The sequence below is a fragment of the Arthrobacter sp. 05L417 genome (genome assembly GCF_056397865.1).
Genome location: NZ_JBFTOG010000035.1, coordinates 41,435 through 62,003 on the forward strand (window position 1 = coordinate 41,435; position 20,569 = coordinate 62,003).

Below are 20,569 nucleotides of genomic sequence, written 5' to 3' on the forward strand. Positions count from 1 at the left end.
CATACATCATGCTGAACTAAGTACAGCATTCTGAACAATGAAGAATTGCGTGCGCCCTGCCCGGCTACCCCTCCGGTTACCGCGCCGGGCAGGGCTGTGGTTGCATGAATACATGCCTTTTTCGTGGTCCGCCCGGACAACCCAGACAATCTCCGCGGCGGCCATGAGTGCACTGTTGCTCGTGAGCGCCAGGAAGCACTTCCAGCAACCGACGTTCTTCGCTCCGGTTGTCCCGGACTATCTCTGCCGCGATGACGATGCGGTCGGGTACGCCGAACTCGAAGTCGGCCAGGACAAGGCCAAGCCAAGCGCGCCTCGGAACGGCGCCTTGGCGGTCATGTCCCGGGAGGAATGGATCGCGGTGAGCGGACTCCTTGAGGTGGTTGCCGCCGTCGGGCTCCTCGTTCCCGGCACGCGCAAGGCCGCGGCCCGCGGCACCACGCTGATGTTCACCGCATTCCTGGCTGGCCACGTGGACGCGCTCCGCCGTGCATACTCTCCCGCCGGAAACGGATCCTCGCGGCGGATTCACACCGTGCGCCTGCCCTTGCAGCTTCCCTTGATCCTGTGGGCATGGAGCTTGGCTGGAGCGAAACGGGGCGTATGAAACTCCTCGAATCCCCGGCGGTGAAGGTGGGCGTCTCCATCAGCATCGCAACGGGCCTCTACGGCATCTCGTTCGGGGCATTGGCCTCGGCCTCCGGGTTCAGTTTCTGGCAGACCATGGCGTTCAGCCTGCTCATGTTCAGTGGCGGCTCGCAGTTCGCCTTCATCGGCGTCGTGGCTGGCGGCGGTTCCGGCATTGCGGCCATGACGGCGGCCGCGCTGCTGGGCTTGCGCAATGGCATCTACGGGATGCAGATGAACGCGCTGCTGCGCCCCGTCGGGTGGCTCAAGTACCCGCAAGCCCACATCACCATCGACGAATCCACGGCCACTGCCTCGGGACAAAGCGATTCCGACGAACAGCGCCGTGGCTTCTGGACCGCCGGACTCGGCATTTTCGTGCTGTGGAACATCTTCACGGCTGTCGGCGCCTTGGCCGGCGATGCCTTGGGCGACCCCAAACAGTGGGGGCTCGACGGCGCCGCCGTGGCGGCGTTCCTGGGCCTGCTGTGGCCGCGGCTCAAGGGCCGTGAGCCCTGGGCGATTGCGGCAGCAGCTGCCCTGGCGACCATCGTTGCCGTCCCTTTCGTGCCGCCCGGCGTGCCCATCCTCGTGGCCGCCGTCGTGGCCGGCGCCATCGGCTGGTTCAGCCATGGACGCAGCGACGAAGGCATGGAGCCCGACGTCGATCCCTACCGGCACGGTCATTCAAGCGCCGACGCTACCAGCCGCGAAAGGAACGCCGAATGAACCTCTGGCCCTGGATCCTCATCGCCTGCGGACTGGCGTACCTCACGAAACTTTCGGGCTATTTTGTGCCGGCGAAGCTACTGCGGAGTCCCCGGATGATGCGCGTGGCCGGCACCATGACCATCGGCCTCCTGGCGTCCCTGACCGTCGTCAACGCGGTGGCATCCGGACAGTCCCTCGCCTTCGATGCCCGGCTCGGTGCGCTGGCTGCGGGGGCGATCGCGCTGTGGCTCCGTGCCCCGTTCCTTGTGGTGGTGATCGTCGGATCAGCGGCAGCCGCCGGCCTGCGGCTGCTCGGCTGGCGCTGAACCGCGGCGCGCGGTTCGACCCGTCGCCGCGGCGCGCAACGCCGTCGTGCGCTGGTTACTGAAAAGTCATCCCGGGGATGGGGGTCTGCTGTGGCAGCGGGCGGGACGGGCGTTCGGTGCGGATGGCGTCCTCCAGCAAGGCAACCGGCCGTTCCCAGGCGCGGGAACCCGGCTCCATGGTGTCCACAGCGCCGATCAGCATGGCAACGAGACGCACCATGTCCTCAATGGAAATGTCCCGACGCAACGAACCCTGGCCCTGACCGCGGGTGAGTAGTTCAGCCATGGAATCGATCAAGCTGCCCGTGATGCCCACCAGGAGTCCGCGGCGGCCGGCGACAGCGCCCAGCAGGTTCGCGTCTTCGCTGGCGACCTGCACTACAGCGTCGATCACGTTGATGAGCCCGTCGGCGGCATCCATGCCAGCGAGCGCATTTTCCACGACCGGGTCCACATGAAGCCTGAGTTGCCGCGACAGGGCGGCCAAGACGAGTTGTTCCTTGTCGGCGAAGTTGCGGAACAAGGTAGCGGGGCCAACACCTGCAGTGGCGGCGATCGTCTGCAGGGGTACCTCAGGGCCCAGTTCGCGGAAGCACTGGCGCGCTGCCGTGATGATTTTGTCGACATTACGCGCAGCGTCAGCTCTAAGTGGCTTGCGTTCCAAGGGCCGGTCCATGCTGCTCACAGTAGCAACGGAGGGCCTCCAATCACTTTTGTGACATTCTTGCCCATGAAAGACTGGATTCATGTTGCTTGCCTTCTCAGTTGCCCCGTCCGGCCAGCCCGCTGCTGGCGCCGTATCCGTTGATGGCTCGGTGCACGACGCCGTTGCCGAGGCCGTGAAGATCGTCCGCGAGTCCGGGCTCCCCAACCAGACGGACTCGATGTTCACCACGATCGAGGGGGAGTGGGATGAGGTGTTCGACGTCGTCAAGCGCGCCACGGAGGCCGTGGGCAAGTATGGAAACCGGGTTTCCCTGGTGATCAAGGCGGATATCCGGCCGGGTTACACGGGGGAACTCACGGGCAAGGTCGAGCGGCTCGAAAAGGCGATCGTCCAAGGCGAGTAGCCGGTCCTTCCCTCCGCCCCGTGCCCGGTGCCAGACTGGGGCCATGTTTGAACACAAGGCCCAGCCCGGCTGGGTGGCCGTCGAGGAATACCTGTCCACCGCCGTCGTCCGCCCGAACGCCGCGCTCAAACACGCGGTGCAGTCCGCCCTCGACGCCGGGATGCCGCCCATCGAGGTGGCGCCCAACGCCGGCAAGCTGCTCAAGATGCTGGTGCAGCTGTCCGGGGCGCGGCGCGTGCTGGAAATCGGTACCTTGGCTGGCTTCAGCGCGATCTGGATGGCCCAGGGACTGCCCGACGACGGCCGCCTGGTCACGTGCGAATACCTCCAGAAACACGCTGAAATCGCCCGGGCGAACGTGGACATGGCCGGCATCGGCCACAAAGTAGACATCCGGATCGGCCCGGCGCTGGAGACCCTTGCGGCGCTGGCCGAAGATCCCACGCGGGACGGTCCATTCGACTTTGTCTTCATCGATGCCGACAAGGAGAACGATTCCAACTACCTGGACTGGGCGATCAGGCTCGGGAGGCCGGGCACTGTGATCGTGATGGACAACGTCATCTGGGAGGGAGCAATCCTGGATCCTTCCATGGACGAGGTGAACGCTCCTGGCATCGTGGGGGCGCTTGAGATGATGGGCAAGGATCCGCGCCTCGACGCAACGGCAATCCAAACAGTTGGATCCAAGGGATGGGACGGCTTCGCGATAGCCCGGGTGGTGTGACGCTAGGCTGGGCGGATGGAATTTACCCTCCGCCCGGCAACGGTGGACGACGCTGAACCCCTGACACGGATGCACTTGGCCGCCTGGCGGGAAAGCTACGGGCACCTCTTGCCCGCGGAGTTCTTCGCCTTCCGTGAGGCCACCATCAACACGCGGATCGAGAGGCAGCGGGAAGCTTTGGCTGGTTCGTACAAGCCGATGCTCGCCCATGATTCCGACGGCGCCTTGGTGGGCATCGCCTTCGCTCGCGAGGCCCCGGAGGAGGACCGGCCTTGCGAGCTGCAACTGCAGGTGATCTATACCTTGCGTCGCGTGCACGGTTTGGGCGTGGGGCAGGCATTGGTCGACGCCGTGATCGGCAACTCTGCCGCCTTTCTTTGGGTGCTTGAAGACAACCCCCGGGCCCAGGCTTTCTACCGCAAGAACGGCTTCCGGGCCGATGGTACGCGCCAGCTCTTGCCGCCCGAATGGCACGAACTGCCGGAGATTCGGATGGTGCGTGCCGCCGTCGGGGGCTGACCGCCGGATGGTGCGTGCCGCCGTCGGGGGCTGACCGCTAGGCTGCGGCGTCAATTAGGGTTGAAGCATGACCGGAAGAGAGCGGCCGTAGTGGCGAAGCGTGGCAAGGGCAGGGGCTCCGGGCAATCCGCCGGGGTCATTGAGGTGCCCGCGGGCACGAAGCCGAACGGTCCCGTGGAGGGCGTTTACTACATCGACACCGGCGACTGCGAACTCGTTGCCGACCCCGACAATTCCAACGGCTGGCTCCTGAAGATCAACGGCGTCATGAGCTCGCACATCGATGTTGCAGAGCCGTTGTTCCTGGACTTCGAGTACATGCGCTGGATTGCGGCGCTGGTGGAATCCAAATGGCCCCCCGGGTCCAGGCCGAAGCTTCGTGCCTTGCATCTTGGCGGCGGAGCATGTTCCCTGGCCCGGTACTTCCATGCCGCCTACCCGGACGCGCGCCAAGTGGTAGTGGAGCTGGACGGCAAGCTGGCCGAATACGTGCGCGGCTGGTTCGATCTACCGAAGGCTCCGTTGCTGCGAATCCGGGTGGGCGAAGCGAGGGAAGTCACGGAAAGCCTCACTCCGGACACCCGGGACCTCATCATCCGGGATGTCTTTGCCGGGGCTTTCACTCCGAGGGCGCTCACAACCCGAGAATTCAACGATCACGCGTCGAAAGTGCTGGCCTCGGGCGGGCTCTATGTGGTGAATTCCGGAGACGCTCCGGACCTCAAGAACGCCCGCGAAGACGCCGCGACGATCGCAGACACTTTCGCGCACACCATGATCATCGCCGACCCCGCGATGCTCAAGGGCAGGCGATACGGAAACATGATCATGGCCGGCAGCCACGAGCCGTTCGGCGACGACCCTCAACTGGCCCGGAAGCTCCTCGGCGGGGCGGTTCCCGCGCATATCTGGAACGATGCCAAGGTCCGGGCATTCGCCGTCGGCGCCCAGATCCGGCACGACCCGCGTCCAGCCGCCTGACCATCACTTGTATGTGAGCGAGCGTGGGCCGGGGAGGGCTTGTATGTGAGCGAGCGTGGGCCGGGGAGGGTCTGTATGTGAGCGAGCGTCGGAACCTTAGCGGCGTGCCAGCAGCAGCTCGCGGTGGGCGGCCGTCTCCTCTTGCAGCGCATGCACGACGGCGGCAACGGCGGGGCGGCGCATCGAGTCGGGCCGTAGGACCATCCAATAGGGGAGCAGCTCCGCGAAATCGGCGGGCAGCAGCCGCACCAGGTCCGGGTGCCGGTCCGCCATGAAGCACGGCAGGAAGCCGATACCGGCCCCGGCGCGGGTGGCCTCCACGTGGACGAACACGTTAGTGGAGCTCAATCCGTCGCGCATGGACGGGACCAGCCGGCGAGGGGCGTCGAGATCGTCCACTTGCAGCATGGAGTCCACGAAATAGACCAACTGATGCCGCGTCAGCTCTTCCACGGTGCCCTGTACTCCGTGGAAAGCCAAGTACTCGCGCGAGGCATACATTCCCAGCATGTACTCGCCCAGCCGCACGGCCTCGGCCCGGTGCACCTGGGGTTCGCCCACCACCACCTCCAGATCCAGGCCGGAACGCTGCTGGAGCGCACGGCGGGTCACGGTGATGATCTCCACGGTGAGGCCCGGATGCGATCGCCGCAAGCGCGCCACGGCGGGCGCTGCAATGTATGCGCTGAAACCGTCAGTTGCGGTCATGCGCACGACGCCGGCAATGGGGTCCGGCGTGTGGTCTTCCGGTCCCAGCGTGCCCACCGCCGCTTCGATCCGCTCTGCCACGCCCACGGCTTCGGCGCCGAGCTCCGTGACTTCCCAGCCACCTGCCGCCCGCGCGAGGACCCTGCCGCCGAGCGCCTTCTCAAGCGCGGCGATCCTGCGGGAAACGGTGGTGTGGTTCAGCCCCAAGGCTTGGGCCGCCGTCGTGAACTTTCCTGAGCGCGATACCGCGAGGAGGACCAGGAGGTCGTCGGGATTCGGATTCATATCTGCAATTCTGCACACACTTGGTGCCATTTTGGCCATTGATGCACCCGTAATGTGCGGCAATACTCATTGGAGCATTTCGTGTTGTGGATCACAGCACGTGTCAGTGTGGACACTAAGGAGATGGACATGAGCGTAGGACAACGCTCCGCAGCAGGCGCCGCCACCGGAAAAGGCGCAGGCCTCAAGAAGATCGTTGCCGCCTCGATGGTGGGCACCGTGGTGGAATGGTACGAATTCTTCCTCTACGCCACCGCCGCAACGCTGGTTTTCGGCAAGTACTTCTTCCCTCCCACGGGCAACGACCTTGATGGCATCATCCAGGCGTTCCTGACGTACGCGGTGGGCTTCGTGGCCCGGCCCCTGGGCGGGATCGTCTTCGGCCAGATCGGCGACAAGCTCGGCCGCAAACCCACCCTGCAGCTCACCATCGTGATTGTCGGCGTGTCCACCTTCCTCATGGGCTGCCTCCCCGGCTTCGCGGACCTCGGTTACTGGGCGCCGGCCATGCTCGTGGCACTCCGCTTCATCCAGGGCTTCGCGCTGGGCGGCGAATGGGGTGGCGCAGTACTGCTGGTGGCGGAACACAGCCCCAAGGAATCCCGCGGATTCTGGTCAAGCTGGCCGCAGGCCGCCGTTCCCGTCGGCAACCTCCTCGCCACGCTGGTCCTGTTCATCATGTCCACCACCCTCAGCAGCGCGGCCTTCCTCGGCTGGGGATGGCGTGTGGCCTTCTGGCTCTCTGCCGTGATCGTCTTCGTGGGCTACTACATCCGCACCCACGTGACCGAGGCCCCGATCTTCCTTGAGGCGAAGGCCCAGGTGGAGAAGGAACAAGCCATCAGCTACGGCGTCGGCGAAGTCATCCGCAAGTACCCCAAGGGCATCTTGCAGGCCATGGGACTGAGGCTCGCCGAGAACATCATGTACTACCTTGTGGTGAGCTTCTCCATCGTGTACCTCAAGAGCGTGGACAAGTACGACACCTCGTCCTTGCTGCTCGCCCTGCTGATCGCACACGTTGTCCACTTCGTCGTCATCCCGCAGATCGGCCGGCTGGCAGACACTTGGGGGCGCAAGCCGGTTTACCTGATCGGTGCCATAAGCGGTGCCACCTGGCCGTTCTTCGCCTTCCCCATGTTCGACACCAGGAATCCCGTGGTGATCGTTGCCGCCGTGACTATCGGCCTCTGCCTGCACGCCTTCATGTACGCAGGGCAGCCGGCCATCATGACCGAGCTCTTCCCCACCCGGATGCGCTACTCGGGCGTCTCCCTTGGCTCGCAGGTCACCTCGATCTTCGCCGGTTCGCTGGCCCCGCTCCTGGCGACCCAATGGCTCAAGGACACCGGATCCTGGATGCCCACGGCAATCTACCTGGTGATCTCCTGCGCGATTACCGCCGTCGTCGTCTTGACGCTCAAGGAGACCCGCGGGGTGGCGCTGGAAGACGTTGACAACGCCGACGCCGTTCGCCACGGCCTCCCCATGGGTGCCCGCGCATGAGCCTGGAGGGCCGCAAGGCCCTGGTCACCGGCGGGGCGGGCGGCATCGGGGCGGCATGTGCCACGGCCCTCGCCGCGCGGGGCGCGAAGGTTGTAGTGGCCGACGTCGATGCCGCCGGAGCTGCGGCGCTCGCCGACAAGCTGGGCGGTACCGCCTGGGCCGTCGACTTGCTCGACACCGAGGCGCTCGCCGGACTCAGCCTGGATTGCGACATCCTCGTCAACAATGCCGGCATCCAGAAGGTCGCTCCCATCGAGGAGTTCGAGCCGGCAGACTTCCGCCGCATCCTGGCCCTCATGCTCGAGGCCCCTTTCCTGCTCATCCGGGCCGCACTCCCGCACATGTACGCCAACGGATTCGGCCGGATCATCAACATTTCTTCGGTCCACGGGCTGCGGGCGTCGGCGTTCAAGAGCGCGTACGTCTCGGCCAAGCACGGGCTCGAGGGGCTCAGCAAAGTAACGGCCCTTGAAGGCGGCCAGCGCGGTGTCACCTCCAACTGCATCAATCCGGGGTACGTGCGCACGCCCCTCGTCGAGAAGCAGATCGCGGACCAGGCGCTGCTGCACGGCATCCCTGAATCCGAGGTCCTGGCGAAGGTCATGCTGACGGAGTCCGCGGTGAAGCGCCTCGTGGAGCCCGAGGAAGTCGCGTCGCTGGCAGCGTGGATAGCGTCCGACGACGCCGGCATGGTCACCGGGGCCAGCTACACGATGGACGGGGGCTGGTCCGCCCGCTAACTTACCCCCTCGATGTCGTAGGCTGGTGCGCACGAGGGGAGCGAATATGGGTCTCGATCCGGTCAGCTTGAAGATAGCTCTGGGCATTGTCGCGTCTACGCTCTGCCTGCTGTTTTTCGGATCGTTCCGCCGGACCCGCTCCGCGTACAGCGGCTGGTGGTGCCTCGCCCTCGTTTTCTTGCTCTCAGGCAACATGGCGTACCTGCTCACCGGGACTTCCCAGCAAATCTGGGCGGGTCCCCTCGGCAACGCTTTGCTGGTGGCAGGGGCGTTCAGTGTGTGGGCAGGCTCGCGTTCCCTGCGCTTGCTTCCGACGCCGCGATGGCAGCTCCTCACCGGGCCCGCTGCCACCGCTGTGGCCGCCTCGCTGGAGAACCCAGCCACCAACGCTTGGTCCGGTGGCCTGGTGTATTTGGCCATGATGTCCTTGGGCATGGGTCTGGCAACAGTCGAACTCTGGCGGTTGAAGCCCAGCGTTTCACACGCCCACCGCTCCTTGGCGCTCGCCGCAGGGGTACTGGCGTCCTTCTTCCTCTGCCGGGGGATCGCCTACGTTCTGGAAGGCCCCGACGGCCCGGACTTTGGCACCTATCTCAGCTCCGCAACCACCAGCGTGGTCACTATCGTGCTTCTGGTCACCGTGTCCTTCAGCATGACTGCGCTGAGCAACGAGCAGCTCATCAACGGGCTCAACGAACGCGCCACCCGGGACGGCCTGACGGGGCTCCTCAACCGCACCGCCTTCATGGAGCTGGCAACCCAGGAAATCAGCAGGCTGCACTCTGCGGGGTCGATCTCCACCTTGATCCTCGCCGACCTTGACCATTTCAAGGCCCTCAACGACAGCCATGGCCACGCGGCGGGCGACACCGCCATCCAGGCCTTCGCCGCCGCGTGCCAGGCTTCAGTCCGCCACACAGACCTTGTCGGGAGGTATGGCGGAGAGGAATTCACCATCCTGCTTCCAGGGGCCGACCTGGAGAGCGCAGAAATCATTGCCAACGAAATCAGCCGCCGTTTGGCCTCGGCAGAACCACCGGACGGCGTCACCTTCCCCACGGTGAGTTATGGGATCGCCCCGAGCACCCTCGCCAACGCTGAGGTGGCCCCCATGATCGCGGCCGCCGACAAAGCCCTCTACCAGGCCAAGTCCCTTGGACGGAACCGCGCGGTCTGCGCAACTTCCTGACCGCCGTCGCGCGCTGACTCGCGCAGCGCTGAGCCGATCCTGCACCCCTGGGATAAGCCCTTAAAACAATCTGCTTAAACGCTTGATCAAAAGTGTGACCTCGGTTACGCTTGCAGTGATCAAACGCTTTAGCAGAAATGGACATCAACGCCGATGACTTACTCAGTCTTCTTCCAACCCACCGATGGATGGGTCGGAGACGTGATCCCGTTCCAGAAAGACGGGGAGTTTTGGCTTTTCTATCTGCACGAGGTGCGGAACGACCCGAAGCCGGGAACATCCTGGAACCTCGTGACCACCAAGGACCTCACGCGGTTCGAGGACCATGGAGTGTCGCTGCATCATGGCAGGGAGGTCGAGGCAGACTTCAATGCCTACACCGGCAGTGTGGTGTGCGACGAGTCCGGAATTCACCACCTGTTCTATACGGGACAGAATCCCCGGCACCTCGGCTCCGACGGGGCCCCGCTGCAACTCGTCATGCACGCCACGAGCACGGACGGAATGCTGACGTGGGTCAAGCATCCGGAACTGACCTTCGGCGCCCCGGTCGGCTACGAATCCGGCGACTGGCGCGATCCGTTCGTCTTCAAGGACGAGGCAAGCGGTTTGTGGCGGATGCTGCTGGCCGCACGGCACGTGGACGGTCCGGACCGCCGTCGCGGAGTGATCGCCCAATGCGTGTCCGCGGACTTGATGAGCTGGGAGCACACTGAGCCGTTCTGGGATCCGCGCCGCTACATCACGCACGAATGCCCCGACGTTTTCGCTTGGGGCGACTGGTGGTACCTGGTCTATTCGGAATTCTCCGAGTCGTTCACCACCCGCTACCGCATGGCGAAGAGTCCCGACGGGCCCTGGATCGTGCCGGCGCGGGACACCGTTGACGGCCGCGCCTTCTATGCCTCGAAGACGGCCGAGCGGGATGGCCGCCGGTTCTTCTTCGGCTGGATCGCCAGCAAAGCGGAAAACCACGACGACGGCGCCTGGCAGTGGGCGGGAACGATGTCCGTCCTCGAGGCCCGGCAGAACGACGACGGCACCCTCGCCTTTTCCCTCGCCGACGAACTTGTCGATAGCTTCTGGGACGACATCCCGGTAAGCCTCGGCAGCGATCTTCCTGCGGCGCTGCATTCTCCCGACGGGTACACGGCGATTGTGTCCGACGAGGTCCTCCCGCAGCAGTTCTACGCCCGGGCGGTGCTGCAGATAGAACCCGATACCACCGAATGCGGCTTGCTGCTCCGCTCAAGCGCGGACGGGGATGAGTCCTACATCATCCGCCTGGAACCGAAGCGCGGACGCATGGTGTTTGACCGATGGCCCCGCGAAATAACCGGCGACGCACAATGGCACGTCTCGGGGGATGTCCCCTTCGAGATCGAGCTGGAACGCCCCTGCGAGCTCGTCCCCGGAGAGCACATCCTCGAACTTGTCGTTGACGGGGACCTTTGCGTCGCCGTCGTCGACCGGCAGGTCGCCCTAAGCGCCCGGATCTACGGGCTACCGGACGGCCGGATCGGCGTTTTCGCCGGTGAAGGCACCACCACTCTCACTGAACTTGAGATACGTAAGCGCACAGACAACTAAATACCCAGCGCCAGGCCTCCGTTCAAATCAAAGGAGATTGTCCCCCCATGAAGAAACTCATGCGAACGGCCGCTGTAGCAGCGGCCGCAGCCCTCGCCCTCTCCGCCTGCGGCGGTGGAGGTGCCGGCAGCGCCTCCAACGTCAACCCAACTGGAGACATCAAACCACGGCAAATCTCGTGGCTTCTGTCCCGGCCGGCTGACGGGGCGGTCATCAACATCATGAAAAAGATCGCTGATGAATACGCCCAGAACCATCCCGGCTTTTCCCTCAACCTGATCACGACCCCCGACCGGCCCTCGTACATCCAGAAGTACGAAACCCTCGCCGCCGCGAACAAGCTTCCCGAGCTGTTCGACACGGACGCGACCCCCTTCGCCCAGCAACTCGCCAAGCAAGGCAAGATGGTCGATGCCGAGAAGCTGCTCAAGGACCTCGGTGTCTACGACACGTACCGGACGAACGCACTGAATTACCAACGCTTCGACGACGGATCCCTCTACATGATCCCGTTCCAGTTCGAGCTCGAGTACTTTTGGTACAACAAGGCTCTCTTCCAGCAGGCTGGAGTATCAGTGCCGAAGTCACTCGACGACATCCCCGCGATGTGCACCGCCCTGCGCAAGGCCGGGATCACGCCCCTCGCCCTTGACGGCCAGGACCAGTGGCCGCTTGAGCGCTATGTCTCCTACCAGCCCTTCCGCGACGCCGGACCCGACTTCGTGCAGAAGCTCAAGAAGGGTGACGCGAAGTTCAGCGACGCCACCGGCCAGAAGACAGTCAACTGGATAAGCCAGCTCGGAGGAGCCGGTTGCTTCCAGGACGGCTTCTCGTCCCAGGGTTACTCCGACGCCCAGAACCTGTTCACCTCCGGCAAGGCCGCCATGTACAACATCGGCACCTGGGAACTGTCCAGCCTCGCGACCGACAAGCTGAACCCAACGGTGCGTAACGACGTCGACTACTTCACGCTTCCGGCCACGCCGAGCTCCGCCACGGCCGCAAATGAGTACGTGGCAACCTCCGGGATCGGCATGGCGGTCAACTCGAAGACCTTCGACCCGCTCGTGAGCGACTTCCTGAAGTTCGCACTTGCCAAGTACCCCTCGGAATATGCGGCCACGGGCGCCCTCTCGCCGACCACGAATGTCCAGACGACGATTCCTGCCAACGCCACGCCGCTGTACAAGAAGGCAATCGACCAGGCGAAGGATCTCGGATCGAAGCTCGCGATGCCTTGGGACACGCAGCTTGATCCGACCACCAACAGCAGGCTGCAGCAAGAGCTCGTGCTCTTGGCCCAGGGCAACGTCAAGCCGGCCGAGTTCACCAGCACGATGGATAGCACCATCGCACAGAACGCTCCTAAGTTCTTCAAATAACACGCAGCGGTGGGGGGCTCAGGCCCCCCACCCGAAAGGCCCTCCCATGCTTCCCAATCGATCACGACTCTCAGTCCTGGTCTTCCTGCTCCCGCCGCTGCTTCTCTACGGCGTCGCCGTGCTGTTTCCGATCCTGCAGTCGCTGTTCCTCAGCTTCTTCTCCTGGAACGGCATCAGTGACATGGAGTTCGTGGGCTTCGCGAACTACGTGCACATGCTCACTGGTGACGGCGTTTTCTGGCGTTCCTTCTTCAACGCCCTCGGCTACCTCGCCATCTGCCTCGTCCTCCAGTTGGGCGGCGCGTTGTTCGTCGCCAGCCTCCTGACCTCGCTGCGAAGGGGCCGCGAACTCGTCAAAACCCTGTATCTCCTGCCTGCGGTGATCTCGACGGTAGCCATCGCCTTCCTCTTCGTACGCATCTATTCGATCGACCCGGTGGGGCTTCTCAACCAGGTCCTCGGCTGGATCGGTCTCGGCGCCCTCGAACGTCCCTGGCTTTCCGACGTCAATACTGTCCTCGCGGCGGTTTCAGCACCCGAAGGCTGGCGGTTCACGGGACTCTACATGCTCATCATCTATGCGGCGCTGCTCGCCGTCCCGCAGGAACTTGAAGAGGCGGCACGCCTGGACGGCGCCAATCGATGGCAGCTGTTCACCAAAATCAGGTTCCCGCACATCCGGCCCGTGTGGATCACCACCACCATCATGGCCACGACCTACGGCCTGCGCGGATTCGATATCCCTTACCTCATGACCAACGGCGGTCCCGGCCAGTCCTCGGAGCTCCTGACGACGTACATGTACAAAACCGCGTTCACCAGCACCGACTTCGGCTACGCCAGCACCATCTCGGTGTTCATCGTGGTGGAGTGCCTCGTCGCCGTCGGGTTCATCTTGCTCATGCTCAAACGAAAGGCTGACGCATGACCGCGCAAACAGCCCCCGTTACCCGGCCGATCCCCGCCCCGCCAAGCACGCCGGCGCCCCAACGTCGGCGGCGTAAGCCAAACGTCTTCCGAAGCTTGTCGAGGGCGCTGATCGTCCTCATCGTCGTGGTGCAGGTCTATCCCCTCGCCTGGCTGTTCCTCACGAGCCTGCGCAACGAGCACGACTTCGCCACCGGTGATCCCTTCGCGCTGCCGAGCTCCATAAGCTTCGACAACTACGTTCGTGCGTTCCAGACAGGCAACCTCGGCCAGAACATCCTGAACAGTTTCATCGTCACGATGGGTGCCAACCTCCTGATCGTCCTGCTGGGGATGATGGCGGCCTATGCGTTGCAGGTCCTCGGATTCCGCTTCAGCAAATTCGTCCGTGGCCTCTTCCTGATCGGCATCATCGTGCCGGTGCAGATCGCGCTTGTGCCGCTGTTCATCGACTATTCGTCCGTGAACCTGCTGGACACCTACCAATCGATGATCATTCCCTTGGCGGGGTTCGCCCTTCCCATGTCGATCTACCTCTTCTCATCGTTCTTTGAATACATTCCCCGGGAGACTTATGAGGCAGCCTCGTTGGACGGCGCCGGCCCGTACCGGATCTTCGGGCTGATCACCCTTCCGCTCTCGACCAACACGGTAGTGACGGTGGTCCTGGTGAACAGCATCTTCATCTGGAATGACTTCATCTTCGCGAACACGTTCGTGCTTTCCGAAGGGCTCAAGACGATCCCGCTGGGGCTGCAGAACTACATCGGAGCAATGGGCAAGGTCGACTGGACCGCGACATTCGCCGCCGTTTGCATCACCATCACGCCTTTGCTGCTCGTGTTCCTCGTCCTCAACAAGGCGATGATCCAGGGCCTCGAAAGCGGGGCGACGAAGGGGTGAGAAAGCGGCCACTGGATAGACTGTGAGAGGAGGGCCAATGACGTCTGAAAAAAGCTTGAAAGAACCCGAGGTGAACCCCTCGCATCCACCGACGACTCCGAGGACGAGTCATCCGGTGACGATGCGGGAGGTAGCGGAAGGGGCTGGAGTCTCCGTTGCCACGGTTTCCCTCGTGATCAACAACAAGAAAGACGCCAGGATCGGCGCCGCGACCCGCAAACGCGTCTTGGAAACCATCCGTGAACTGGGATACCGCCCAAACGCCCTCGCGAAGAACCTCGTGAGCGGCAGTTCACGGTTCATTGGCCTCGTCGCTGACGCGATCGCCACGACTCCCTTCGCAGGGCAAATCATCCATGGCGCCCAGGACGAAGCTTGGAAGCACGGATTCGTTCTGTTGGTCGCCAATACCGAGGGCGACGAGCCCGTGGAAAAAGACGCCATCTCGATGATGCTCGAGCACAAGGTTCGCGGCATCCTTTACTCCACCTGGTTCCACCGCCCAACCGAGATCCCCGCTGCGTTGCAAGAGACCGACTTCGTGCTGGTGAACTGCTTCTCCCCGGACTCCGACGCCTTGGCGGTGGTCCCGGATGAAGTCCATGGCGGACGGGAAGCCACGGAAATCCTCGTGCGCAAGGGGCACCGACGGATCGCCTTCATCAACGCGACGATTCCTGCCCCTGCGAAGGACGGACGCCTCCAGGGCTACCGGGAAGCGCTCGAGTCTGCAGGAATCGCTTTCGATCCACACCTCGTGTTCGACGCGTATCCTGACCAGGAAGGCGGCTACGGAGCAGTCGAGGAACTGCTCAAGCGGGACGTCACGGCAGTCTTCTGCTACAACGACCGTATGGCCATGGGTCTCTACGACGGGCTGAAGCAGCGAGGGTTGTCCATTCCCGAAGACATGGCCGTCGTCGGGTTCGACAACCAGGAAGTCATTGCCGCACACATGCGGCCACCACTGTCCACGGTTGCGCTGCCGCACTACGAGCTCGGCGCCGCGGGCGTGCGCCTGCTCCTCGGCGTCGACGAAGCGGCGGGCAGCCCGGTGGTAAAGCTTGAATGCCCTCCGGTGGAGCGCGAATCCGTTGGACCGAATACCCTTACTGCTCCTCGCTTACCGTAGGCCCGGCCTCGTCCACGGCGGAATGCTCGATGTAGGATTCCACGGCCGATTCCGGAACACGGTAGGACCGCCCGAACCGCACGGCGTGGATTGCGTGCGAGTTCACGAGGCGGTAGACAGTCATCCTGGACACCCGCAGTGCCTGGGCAACCTCGGCGATTGTCATGAACCGGTTGGCTGGAATGTCTGCTGCAGCCATGTTCACCACGGCCTCCTCAACTGGCGGTAGTCGTAGTAGACCACCGTGCCACCCGTTGGCACAACGATTCGCAAGCCAATCGTTGAGCCTTTGATGACGGCCACCACGCCTTCCTGGGACCCGTTGAAGGGATCGTCTCCAGCCAAGTAGTCGCCCACCTTGAACGGGGACGCAGTCGTTTTGGCCTGCTTGGCTGCCCGGGAAAATATCCGGCGTAGTGTTCTGGCCGGCGCGAAGACCCGGCGCACCCGCATCTGAACGATGTACCTCGATGTGGGATCAAACATCAGAACCACTTCCTTGCAGTTGCTGGTGCCAAGGGTAGTCGCGGGCCACACGAGACACATGAGTGACTTGCACCCGTTATGCCACATGGGCCACTCACGTCACTTGGCGCACTACTCGGATCACGTCCCAAGGCAAGCAAGTGGTCGCCCGAGTAGTCAGGGCAAAAGACGGGTAGGGGCCACGCGCGCCAGCCCGGTTGAACAGTCCCTACGCTCAAAGCAAATGTTCCGTCAGGTCTGGGAGGGGGAACAATGAGGCGAGCTGCAAAAGCAGGAATCGTGGTTGCGGGCGTGGTGGCGGTCGGGCTGGCAGGTGCGATCACCCTCAACGCCACGCAGACATCATCAAACTCAATTGCCGGCGCCGCGCCGTCGACTACCATCAGCGCGGCGGCCTCTGCGCCTGGTGGAACCAAGATGCCGACCGCGACGCCGAGTGCCACGGCGTCAGCGACAGCCGCTCACGCCTCGGCCGGGGCAACATCACCCGGCGCTGCGCCTTCAAGCCAGGCCCCGGTCTCCGCCCCGGCGAGCAGTGCCAAGCCCGATAACCCGGTCGCACCGGCACCGGCTCCCGCCGCTCCTGCTCCTGCCCCTGCGGCCCCTGCTCCGGCCCCTGTGGCACCGGGCCTTGACACGGCCGGGATCCAACGCATCAAGGACAGCTGCACCGCCCGGCTTCAAAGCGACGCTGCCAACTCCGGAATAGTGACCGGAACAGTGGTTCCGCGGCCATTCACGGTTGTCTCGATTGCCTTCTCCGGGAACCCGGTGGAGTCAACCGCGGCCTCCGGTTTGGCGTCATACGACATCCTCATGAAGATCACCACCAAACTTGTTGATGGTCCTGCCCAGGACAGCGTGCGGGTTTGCCGGGTCTACGACTCGGATTCGCACGTGGATTGGCTTCCGGCCGGCTGATTCGGCGATTGCTCCCGGGCTCCCAGCCCGCTAGGACTTGGCGCCTGTGAGCGCCAGGGTTCCGCCCAGCCCGATCATCATGACCCCGCCCGTTGCTCCCAAGGTGGAGATCCGGCGCGGGGAGCGGGCAAACCAATGGCGTGCCGTTCCCGCGGCAAGGGCCCAGATGCTGTCGGATATCAGCGCGATCACCAGGAAAACGGCCCCCAGCTCGGCGAGCTGAAGGGGAATGCTGCCGCTCGAATATCCCACGAATTGGGGCAGCACGGCCACGAAGAACACGATCGACTTCGGGTTGCTCGCACCCACGATAAAGCCCTCGCGGATCAGCCGCCACATGGACCGCGACGGCGCCGGCCCGGCCGCCGTCGAACGCCCGCCACGGTGACGGATCGCCTGCACCCCGAGGTAGACCAAATACGCTGCGCCGGCGAACTTGATGATGGTGAACAGCACGATCGACTGCGCCAGGACCGCACCGAGCCCCAGAGCCACAGCGATGATCTGCGGAACCATGCCAAGGGCGTTCCCGAGCACGCTGAGGAGCCCGCCTTTGCGGCCGAGGGCGAGGGAACGCCCGATCACAAAAAGAACGCTTGGACCGGGGACTGCGATGAGGACCAGTGCGGCCAGCGCGAACGCCAGGAGGTTGGTGAACGGAACCATTCCTGATGATAGCGCTTGCCTCCGGTGACGGTCGGTGGTTAGTGGCGGGCCGCCGTCGTCGTCCTCGTCAGGGACGCTCGGCGTACTGGGCGACCACGGGAATAGAGGACGTCTCGTCGACCAGGTCGGCGCGCACCCGGCCGCCCCCGCGAACCCACAGCTTATAGGCCAGCACCAGCAGCCCGAGCCACACCGCGCCTACATACAAGGCCACGCGGGTGTCCTCGAAGACGCCAAGGATGACGATCACCAGGGCCATGAACGCGATGGTCAACACGGACGCCGCGGGCCACCACGGCGACGCGAATTCCGACGCCGGGAGTCCCTTGCGCTTGATCTCCCGCTTCATGGCGACATGCGAGGCGAGGATCATGACCCACACCCACACCGTCGCGAAAGTGGCGATCGAAGCGATCACCAGGAACACGTCCTCGGGGATTACCGCGTTGAGCACCACGCCCACCAGCAGGATTCCGCCCATGAGGACCACGGTCATCCACGGAACGCCGTGCCTTGAGATCTTGCCGAAACTCTTCGGGGCATGTCCTTGCTGGGAGAGCCCGAAGAGGATGCGTCCGGCGCCGAAGATGTCGCTATTGATGGCTGACAGTGCCGAGGTGATGACCACGGCATTGAGGATGTGGGGCGCGGCGGGGATGCCGAGGCCGCTGAAGATCTGCACAAACGGGCTGCCGTTGTTCCCGATTTCGTTCCAGGGGAACAGGCTCATGAGCACACCGAGGGTCAGGACGTAGAACAGCAGTACGCGCACCGGGACGGTGTTGACGGCCTGCGGAATGACCTTCTTGGGGTCGGCGGCTTCGCCTGCCGTGATGCCGATCGTTTCGATCCCGCCGAAGGCGAACATCACGACGGCGAACGAGGCCAGGAGTCCGCCGAAACCGTTCGGGAACATGCCGCCGTGGTCAACGAGGTTCCCCAGCCCCGGTGCCGCGCCGCCGTTGCCGGAGTGGAAGCCGAAAACGATGATTGCAGCGCCGCCCGCAATCATGGCGATGATGGCCACCACCTTGATGAGCGAGAACCAAAACTCGAGTTCCCCGAAGACCTTGACGCTCAGGAGGTTCATGGCGCCAAGGAGGAGGATGATCGCGAGGACCCAGATCCATCGGTCCACCTGCGGGAACCAGAAGCCCATGTAGATACTGAATGCCGTCACGTCCGCGATTGCCACGATGGCCATTTCAAAGACATAGGTCCACCCGGTGATGAATCCTGCCAGCGGTCCGAGGTAGCGGCTGGCGTACTGGCCGAACGAGCCGGAGACGGGGTGGCGGACGGCCATCTCGCCGAGGGCCCGCATCACCATGAAGACGGCGGCGCCACCGATCATATATGCGAAGAGAACCGACGGGCCGGCCTTTTGGATCGCAGACGCAGAACCGTAGAAGAGACCTGTTCCGATGGCCGAACCGAGGGCCATGAAGCGGATGTGGCGGACATTGAGGCCACGGCTGAGAACGGTGGTTACCGCGCCTTCGACGCCTTCGACGACTTTGGCGGCCGGCGTCCTGACGGCTGTTGGGGCTTGCTGCATGCGAATACCTTCTCGTCATTGGGAGGGGGACTGTTAACCAGCAGACCATTTCGGAGCGTCCTGTGATGGGTCTCACGGCGCATCGTTGTCTCGGTTCTCAGACGCTGCGCCGCGGAGCGATTGCCTCGTGGGCAAATGTCTGGTATTCCAGACACCTTAATGTTCTGATTGGCTTTTAGATCCGCTCCATGGGGCGCACGCTTAAGTACGGGATCCCGGACACCCACCTTGCCGTCTTTGTGGCGGAGGGACAGGCCGGGCATTACCGTGCACTCGAAGAGGAGCCATGACCATACAGCCGTCCACCCAAGGCCGGGCCGCTTCCAAAGTCCCGGCCGCCGAGAATACCCTGCGCATCCTGAAGTTGCTCGCTTCCCGGCGTGGCCCGATGGCCGCGTCAAACATCGCCACGGCGCTGGGCCTTCCCCGGTCCAGTGTCTATCACCTGCTTGGCGTCATGGAGGCCAACGGCTTCGTCCTCCACTTGCATGAGGAGCAGCGCTACGGGCTGGGTATCAGCGCCTTTGAACTCAGTTCGGCATACTCGCGGCAAGAGCCTTTGTCGCGGCTCGGCCGCCCCATGCTTGCCGCCCTGGTGGATGCGATCGGCGAGAGCGCCCACTTGGCCGTCCTGCACGGCCGCGATGTGCTCTACATCGTGGAGGAACGGGCCAAGAACCGCCCGTCCCTCGTGACCGACGTCGGGGTCCGGCTTCCCAGCCACCTCACGGCCAGCGGGCGCGCGATCCTGGCCGCCCTGCCGAAATCGCAGGTCAGGGCCCTGTACCCGAATGCCGCCGCCTTTACTGCCCGGCACGAGATGGAATCGCCCATCATGAAGTACTCGGCCTTGTCCTCGCATTTGGACCAGGTCAGGCAGCGCGGCTACGCCACCGAGCACGGCGAAGTCACGCCCGGCTTCGGTTCTGTGGCCGCCGCCGTCACCGACCATTTGGGATGGCCGACGGCGGCAGTCGCCGTGACATTCCTCGAGGACCGAGTGCCGGTTGAGGAATGGCCCGCACTGGCCGCCCGCATCCAGAAGACAGCGGACGAACTCTCGATCCGCATCCACGGGCGTCCCTCCTAACCCTCCCCACCCAACTAGTCCCCACCGCCTCCCTAACCTCGCTTCGCTCGGCAAGGGAACCCTGGCGGCGTGGGCCCCCGCAGTAGTTGTCGTTTTGGGCCCTCATAACGACATCAAGTGCTAGCCAGTTGAGTCTGGTATTCCGGACAGCACCCTCCATAAAGCCATTCCAAGACCCTTGCGGAGGGGCTCTACTGGATACAGAAGGAACTTCCACCTAGCAACCTCCAGAGACGAAGGAGTCATCATGGCACCCGCCGATTTCACTACCGGAGCTCGTCCGGTCAAGGCCGCGCGCGGCACCGAGCTGACGGCCAAGAGCTGGCAGACCGAAGCGCCGTTGCGCATGTTGATGAACAACCTGGACCCGGAGGTAGCCGAGCGCCCGGATGACCTGGTCGTGTACGGCGGCACGGGCCGGGCCGCCCGGTCCTGGGCCGCGTTCGACGCGATCACCCGGACCCTGGAGACGATGGAGAAGGACGAGACGCTCCTGGTCCAGTCCGGCAAGCCCGTCGGGGTGTT

The 20,569-nt window shown here is 63.9% G+C and carries 23 protein-coding genes and 1 pseudogene; 18 read left to right on the forward strand and 6 right to left on the reverse strand.

All coding sequences use genetic code 11. From position 1 onward, the window contains the following. Nucleotides 1-112: 112 nt before the first annotated feature. Genes AC1DJW_RS20535 through AC1DJW_RS20545 form a run of 3 tightly spaced genes read left to right on the forward strand, consistent with a single transcriptional unit; the run spans nt 113 to nt 1,664 of the window. The gene (locus AC1DJW_RS20535; protein WP_476902354.1) at nt 113-607 is read left to right on the forward strand and encodes a DoxX family protein; all 495 of its coding nucleotides are present in this window, start codon (nt 113-115) and stop codon (nt 605-607) included. After that, the gene (locus AC1DJW_RS20540) at nt 604-1,356 is read left to right on the forward strand and encodes an AzlC family ABC transporter permease (protein WP_476902355.1); all 753 of its coding nucleotides are present in this window, start codon (nt 604-606) and stop codon (nt 1,354-1,356) included. Before AC1DJW_RS20535 ends, AC1DJW_RS20540 begins: the two co-directional genes overlap by 4 nt. Further along, nucleotides 1,353-1,664, forward strand: a complete 312-nt coding sequence (locus AC1DJW_RS20545; RefSeq protein WP_284754472.1) for an AzlD domain-containing protein — start codon at nt 1,353-1,355, stop codon at nt 1,662-1,664. The genes AC1DJW_RS20540 and AC1DJW_RS20545 overlap by 4 nt, the downstream gene beginning before the upstream one ends. 55 nt (nt 1,665-1,719) lie before the next feature. On the opposite strand, the gene AC1DJW_RS20550 is transcribed toward AC1DJW_RS20545, so the two are convergent. Further along, entirely contained in the window at nt 1,720-2,340 is a 621-nt protein-coding gene (locus AC1DJW_RS20550; protein WP_476902363.1) for a TetR/AcrR family transcriptional regulator, read from the reverse strand. Between the two features lie 70 nt (nt 2,341-2,410). On the opposite strand from AC1DJW_RS20550, the gene AC1DJW_RS20555 reads away from it, so the two are divergent. From AC1DJW_RS20555 to AC1DJW_RS20570, 4 genes are all read left to right on the forward strand, one after another. After that, nucleotides 2,411-2,734 (forward strand): thiamine-binding protein, encoded by a 324-nt coding sequence (locus AC1DJW_RS20555; RefSeq protein WP_269994142.1) that lies wholly within the window; start codon nt 2,411-2,413, stop codon nt 2,732-2,734. Between the two features lie 43 nt (nt 2,735-2,777). After that, nucleotides 2,778-3,461 (forward strand): O-methyltransferase, encoded by a 684-nt coding sequence (locus tag AC1DJW_RS20560; protein ID WP_459340886.1) that lies wholly within the window; start codon nt 2,778-2,780, stop codon nt 3,459-3,461. 15 nt (nt 3,462-3,476) lie between these two features. Further along, nucleotides 3,477-3,980, forward strand: a complete 504-nt coding sequence (locus AC1DJW_RS20565; RefSeq protein WP_476902356.1) for an N-acetyltransferase family protein — start codon at nt 3,477-3,479, stop codon at nt 3,978-3,980. Nucleotides 3,981-4,070: 90 nt separating this feature from the next. Beyond that, nucleotides 4,071-4,961 (forward strand): spermidine synthase, encoded by an 891-nt coding sequence (locus tag AC1DJW_RS20570; protein WP_476902357.1) that lies wholly within the window; start codon nt 4,071-4,073, stop codon nt 4,959-4,961. 96 nt (nt 4,962-5,057) lie between these two features. On the opposite strand, the gene AC1DJW_RS20575 is transcribed toward AC1DJW_RS20570, so the two are convergent. Next, the gene (locus AC1DJW_RS20575; RefSeq protein WP_476902358.1) at nt 5,058-5,954 is read right to left on the reverse strand and encodes a LysR family transcriptional regulator; all 897 of its coding nucleotides are present in this window, start codon (nt 5,952-5,954) and stop codon (nt 5,058-5,060) included. A 129-nt stretch (nt 5,955-6,083) separates the two neighbouring features. On the opposite strand from AC1DJW_RS20575, the gene AC1DJW_RS20580 reads away from it, so the two are divergent. From AC1DJW_RS20580 to AC1DJW_RS20615, 8 genes are all read left to right on the forward strand, one after another. Further along, nucleotides 6,084-7,460 carry an MFS transporter gene (locus tag AC1DJW_RS20580; protein ID WP_390282663.1) on the forward strand — a complete coding sequence of 459 codons (1,377 nt, stop codon included), beginning with the start codon at nt 6,084-6,086 and terminating at the stop codon, nt 7,458-7,460. Continuing rightward, on the forward strand, nt 7,457-8,200 hold the full coding sequence (locus AC1DJW_RS20585) for a 3-hydroxybutyrate dehydrogenase (RefSeq protein WP_284754483.1): 744 nt from the start codon (nt 7,457-7,459) through the stop codon (nt 8,198-8,200). The genes AC1DJW_RS20580 and AC1DJW_RS20585 overlap by 4 nt, the downstream gene beginning before the upstream one ends. Before the next feature lie 46 nt (nt 8,201-8,246). Then, complete coding sequence (locus tag AC1DJW_RS20590; RefSeq protein ID WP_284754485.1) at nt 8,247-9,389, forward strand: GGDEF domain-containing protein; 1,143 nt, start codon at nt 8,247-8,249, stop codon at nt 9,387-9,389. Between the two features lie 153 nt (nt 9,390-9,542). After that, entirely contained in the window at nt 9,543-10,979 is a 1,437-nt protein-coding gene (locus AC1DJW_RS20595; RefSeq protein WP_476902359.1) for a glycoside hydrolase, read from the forward strand. 47 nt (nt 10,980-11,026) lie between these two features. Further along, nucleotides 11,027-12,361 (forward strand): ABC transporter substrate-binding protein, encoded by a 1,335-nt coding sequence (locus AC1DJW_RS20600; RefSeq protein WP_284754487.1) that lies wholly within the window; start codon nt 11,027-11,029, stop codon nt 12,359-12,361. Between the two features lie 46 nt (nt 12,362-12,407). Continuing rightward, nucleotides 12,408-13,289, forward strand: a complete 882-nt coding sequence (locus AC1DJW_RS20605) for a carbohydrate ABC transporter permease (RefSeq protein WP_284754488.1) — start codon at nt 12,408-12,410, stop codon at nt 13,287-13,289. Further along, nucleotides 13,286-14,191 carry a carbohydrate ABC transporter permease gene (locus AC1DJW_RS20610; protein ID WP_390282672.1) on the forward strand — a complete coding sequence of 302 codons (906 nt, stop codon included), beginning with the start codon at nt 13,286-13,288 and terminating at the stop codon, nt 14,189-14,191. The genes AC1DJW_RS20605 and AC1DJW_RS20610 overlap by 4 nt, the downstream gene beginning before the upstream one ends. Before the next feature lie 37 nt (nt 14,192-14,228). Next, entirely contained in the window at nt 14,229-15,323 is a 1,095-nt protein-coding gene (locus AC1DJW_RS20615) for a LacI family DNA-binding transcriptional regulator (RefSeq protein WP_390282674.1), read from the forward strand. Here the strand turns inward: AC1DJW_RS20615 and AC1DJW_RS20620 are convergent. Continuing rightward, nucleotides 15,301-15,522 carry a helix-turn-helix domain-containing protein gene (locus AC1DJW_RS20620; RefSeq protein WP_284754490.1) on the reverse strand — a complete coding sequence of 74 codons (222 nt, stop codon included), beginning with the start codon at nt 15,520-15,522 and terminating at the stop codon, nt 15,301-15,303. The genes AC1DJW_RS20615 and AC1DJW_RS20620 overlap by 23 nt on opposite strands. A 2-nt stretch (nt 15,523-15,524) precedes the next feature. Further along, nucleotides 15,525-15,809, reverse strand: coding sequence for a hypothetical protein (locus AC1DJW_RS20625; protein ID WP_476902360.1), 285 nt, complete (start codon nt 15,807-15,809; stop codon nt 15,525-15,527). Nucleotides 15,810-16,061: 252 nt separating this feature from the next. Between AC1DJW_RS20625 and AC1DJW_RS20630 the strand changes: the two genes are divergently transcribed. Further along, a complete protein-coding gene (locus AC1DJW_RS20630; protein ID WP_476902361.1) occupies nt 16,062-16,730 on the forward strand; it encodes a hypothetical protein in 669 nt (222 codons plus the stop codon). A 30-nt stretch (nt 16,731-16,760) separates the two neighbouring features. On the opposite strand, the gene AC1DJW_RS20635 is transcribed toward AC1DJW_RS20630, so the two are convergent. Together AC1DJW_RS20635 and AC1DJW_RS20640 are read right to left on the reverse strand one after the other, a co-directional pair. Next, the gene (locus AC1DJW_RS20635) at nt 16,761-17,396 is read right to left on the reverse strand and encodes a LysE family translocator (protein ID WP_390282679.1); all 636 of its coding nucleotides are present in this window, start codon (nt 17,394-17,396) and stop codon (nt 16,761-16,763) included. A 67-nt stretch (nt 17,397-17,463) separates the two neighbouring features. After that, entirely contained in the window at nt 17,464-18,954 is a 1,491-nt protein-coding gene (locus tag AC1DJW_RS20640) for an amino acid permease (RefSeq protein ID WP_390282680.1), read from the reverse strand. 286 nt (nt 18,955-19,240) lie between these two features. Between AC1DJW_RS20640 and AC1DJW_RS20645 the strand changes: the two genes are divergently transcribed. Together AC1DJW_RS20645 and AC1DJW_RS20650 are read left to right on the forward strand one after the other, a co-directional pair. Beyond that, a complete protein-coding gene (locus tag AC1DJW_RS20645) occupies nt 19,241-20,044 on the forward strand; it encodes an IclR family transcriptional regulator (RefSeq protein ID WP_269994168.1) in 804 nt (267 codons plus the stop codon). 247 nt (nt 20,045-20,291) lie between these two features. Then, nucleotides 20,292-20,569 (forward strand): annotated as a pseudogene (locus AC1DJW_RS20650) (urocanate hydratase); the annotation flags it as partial.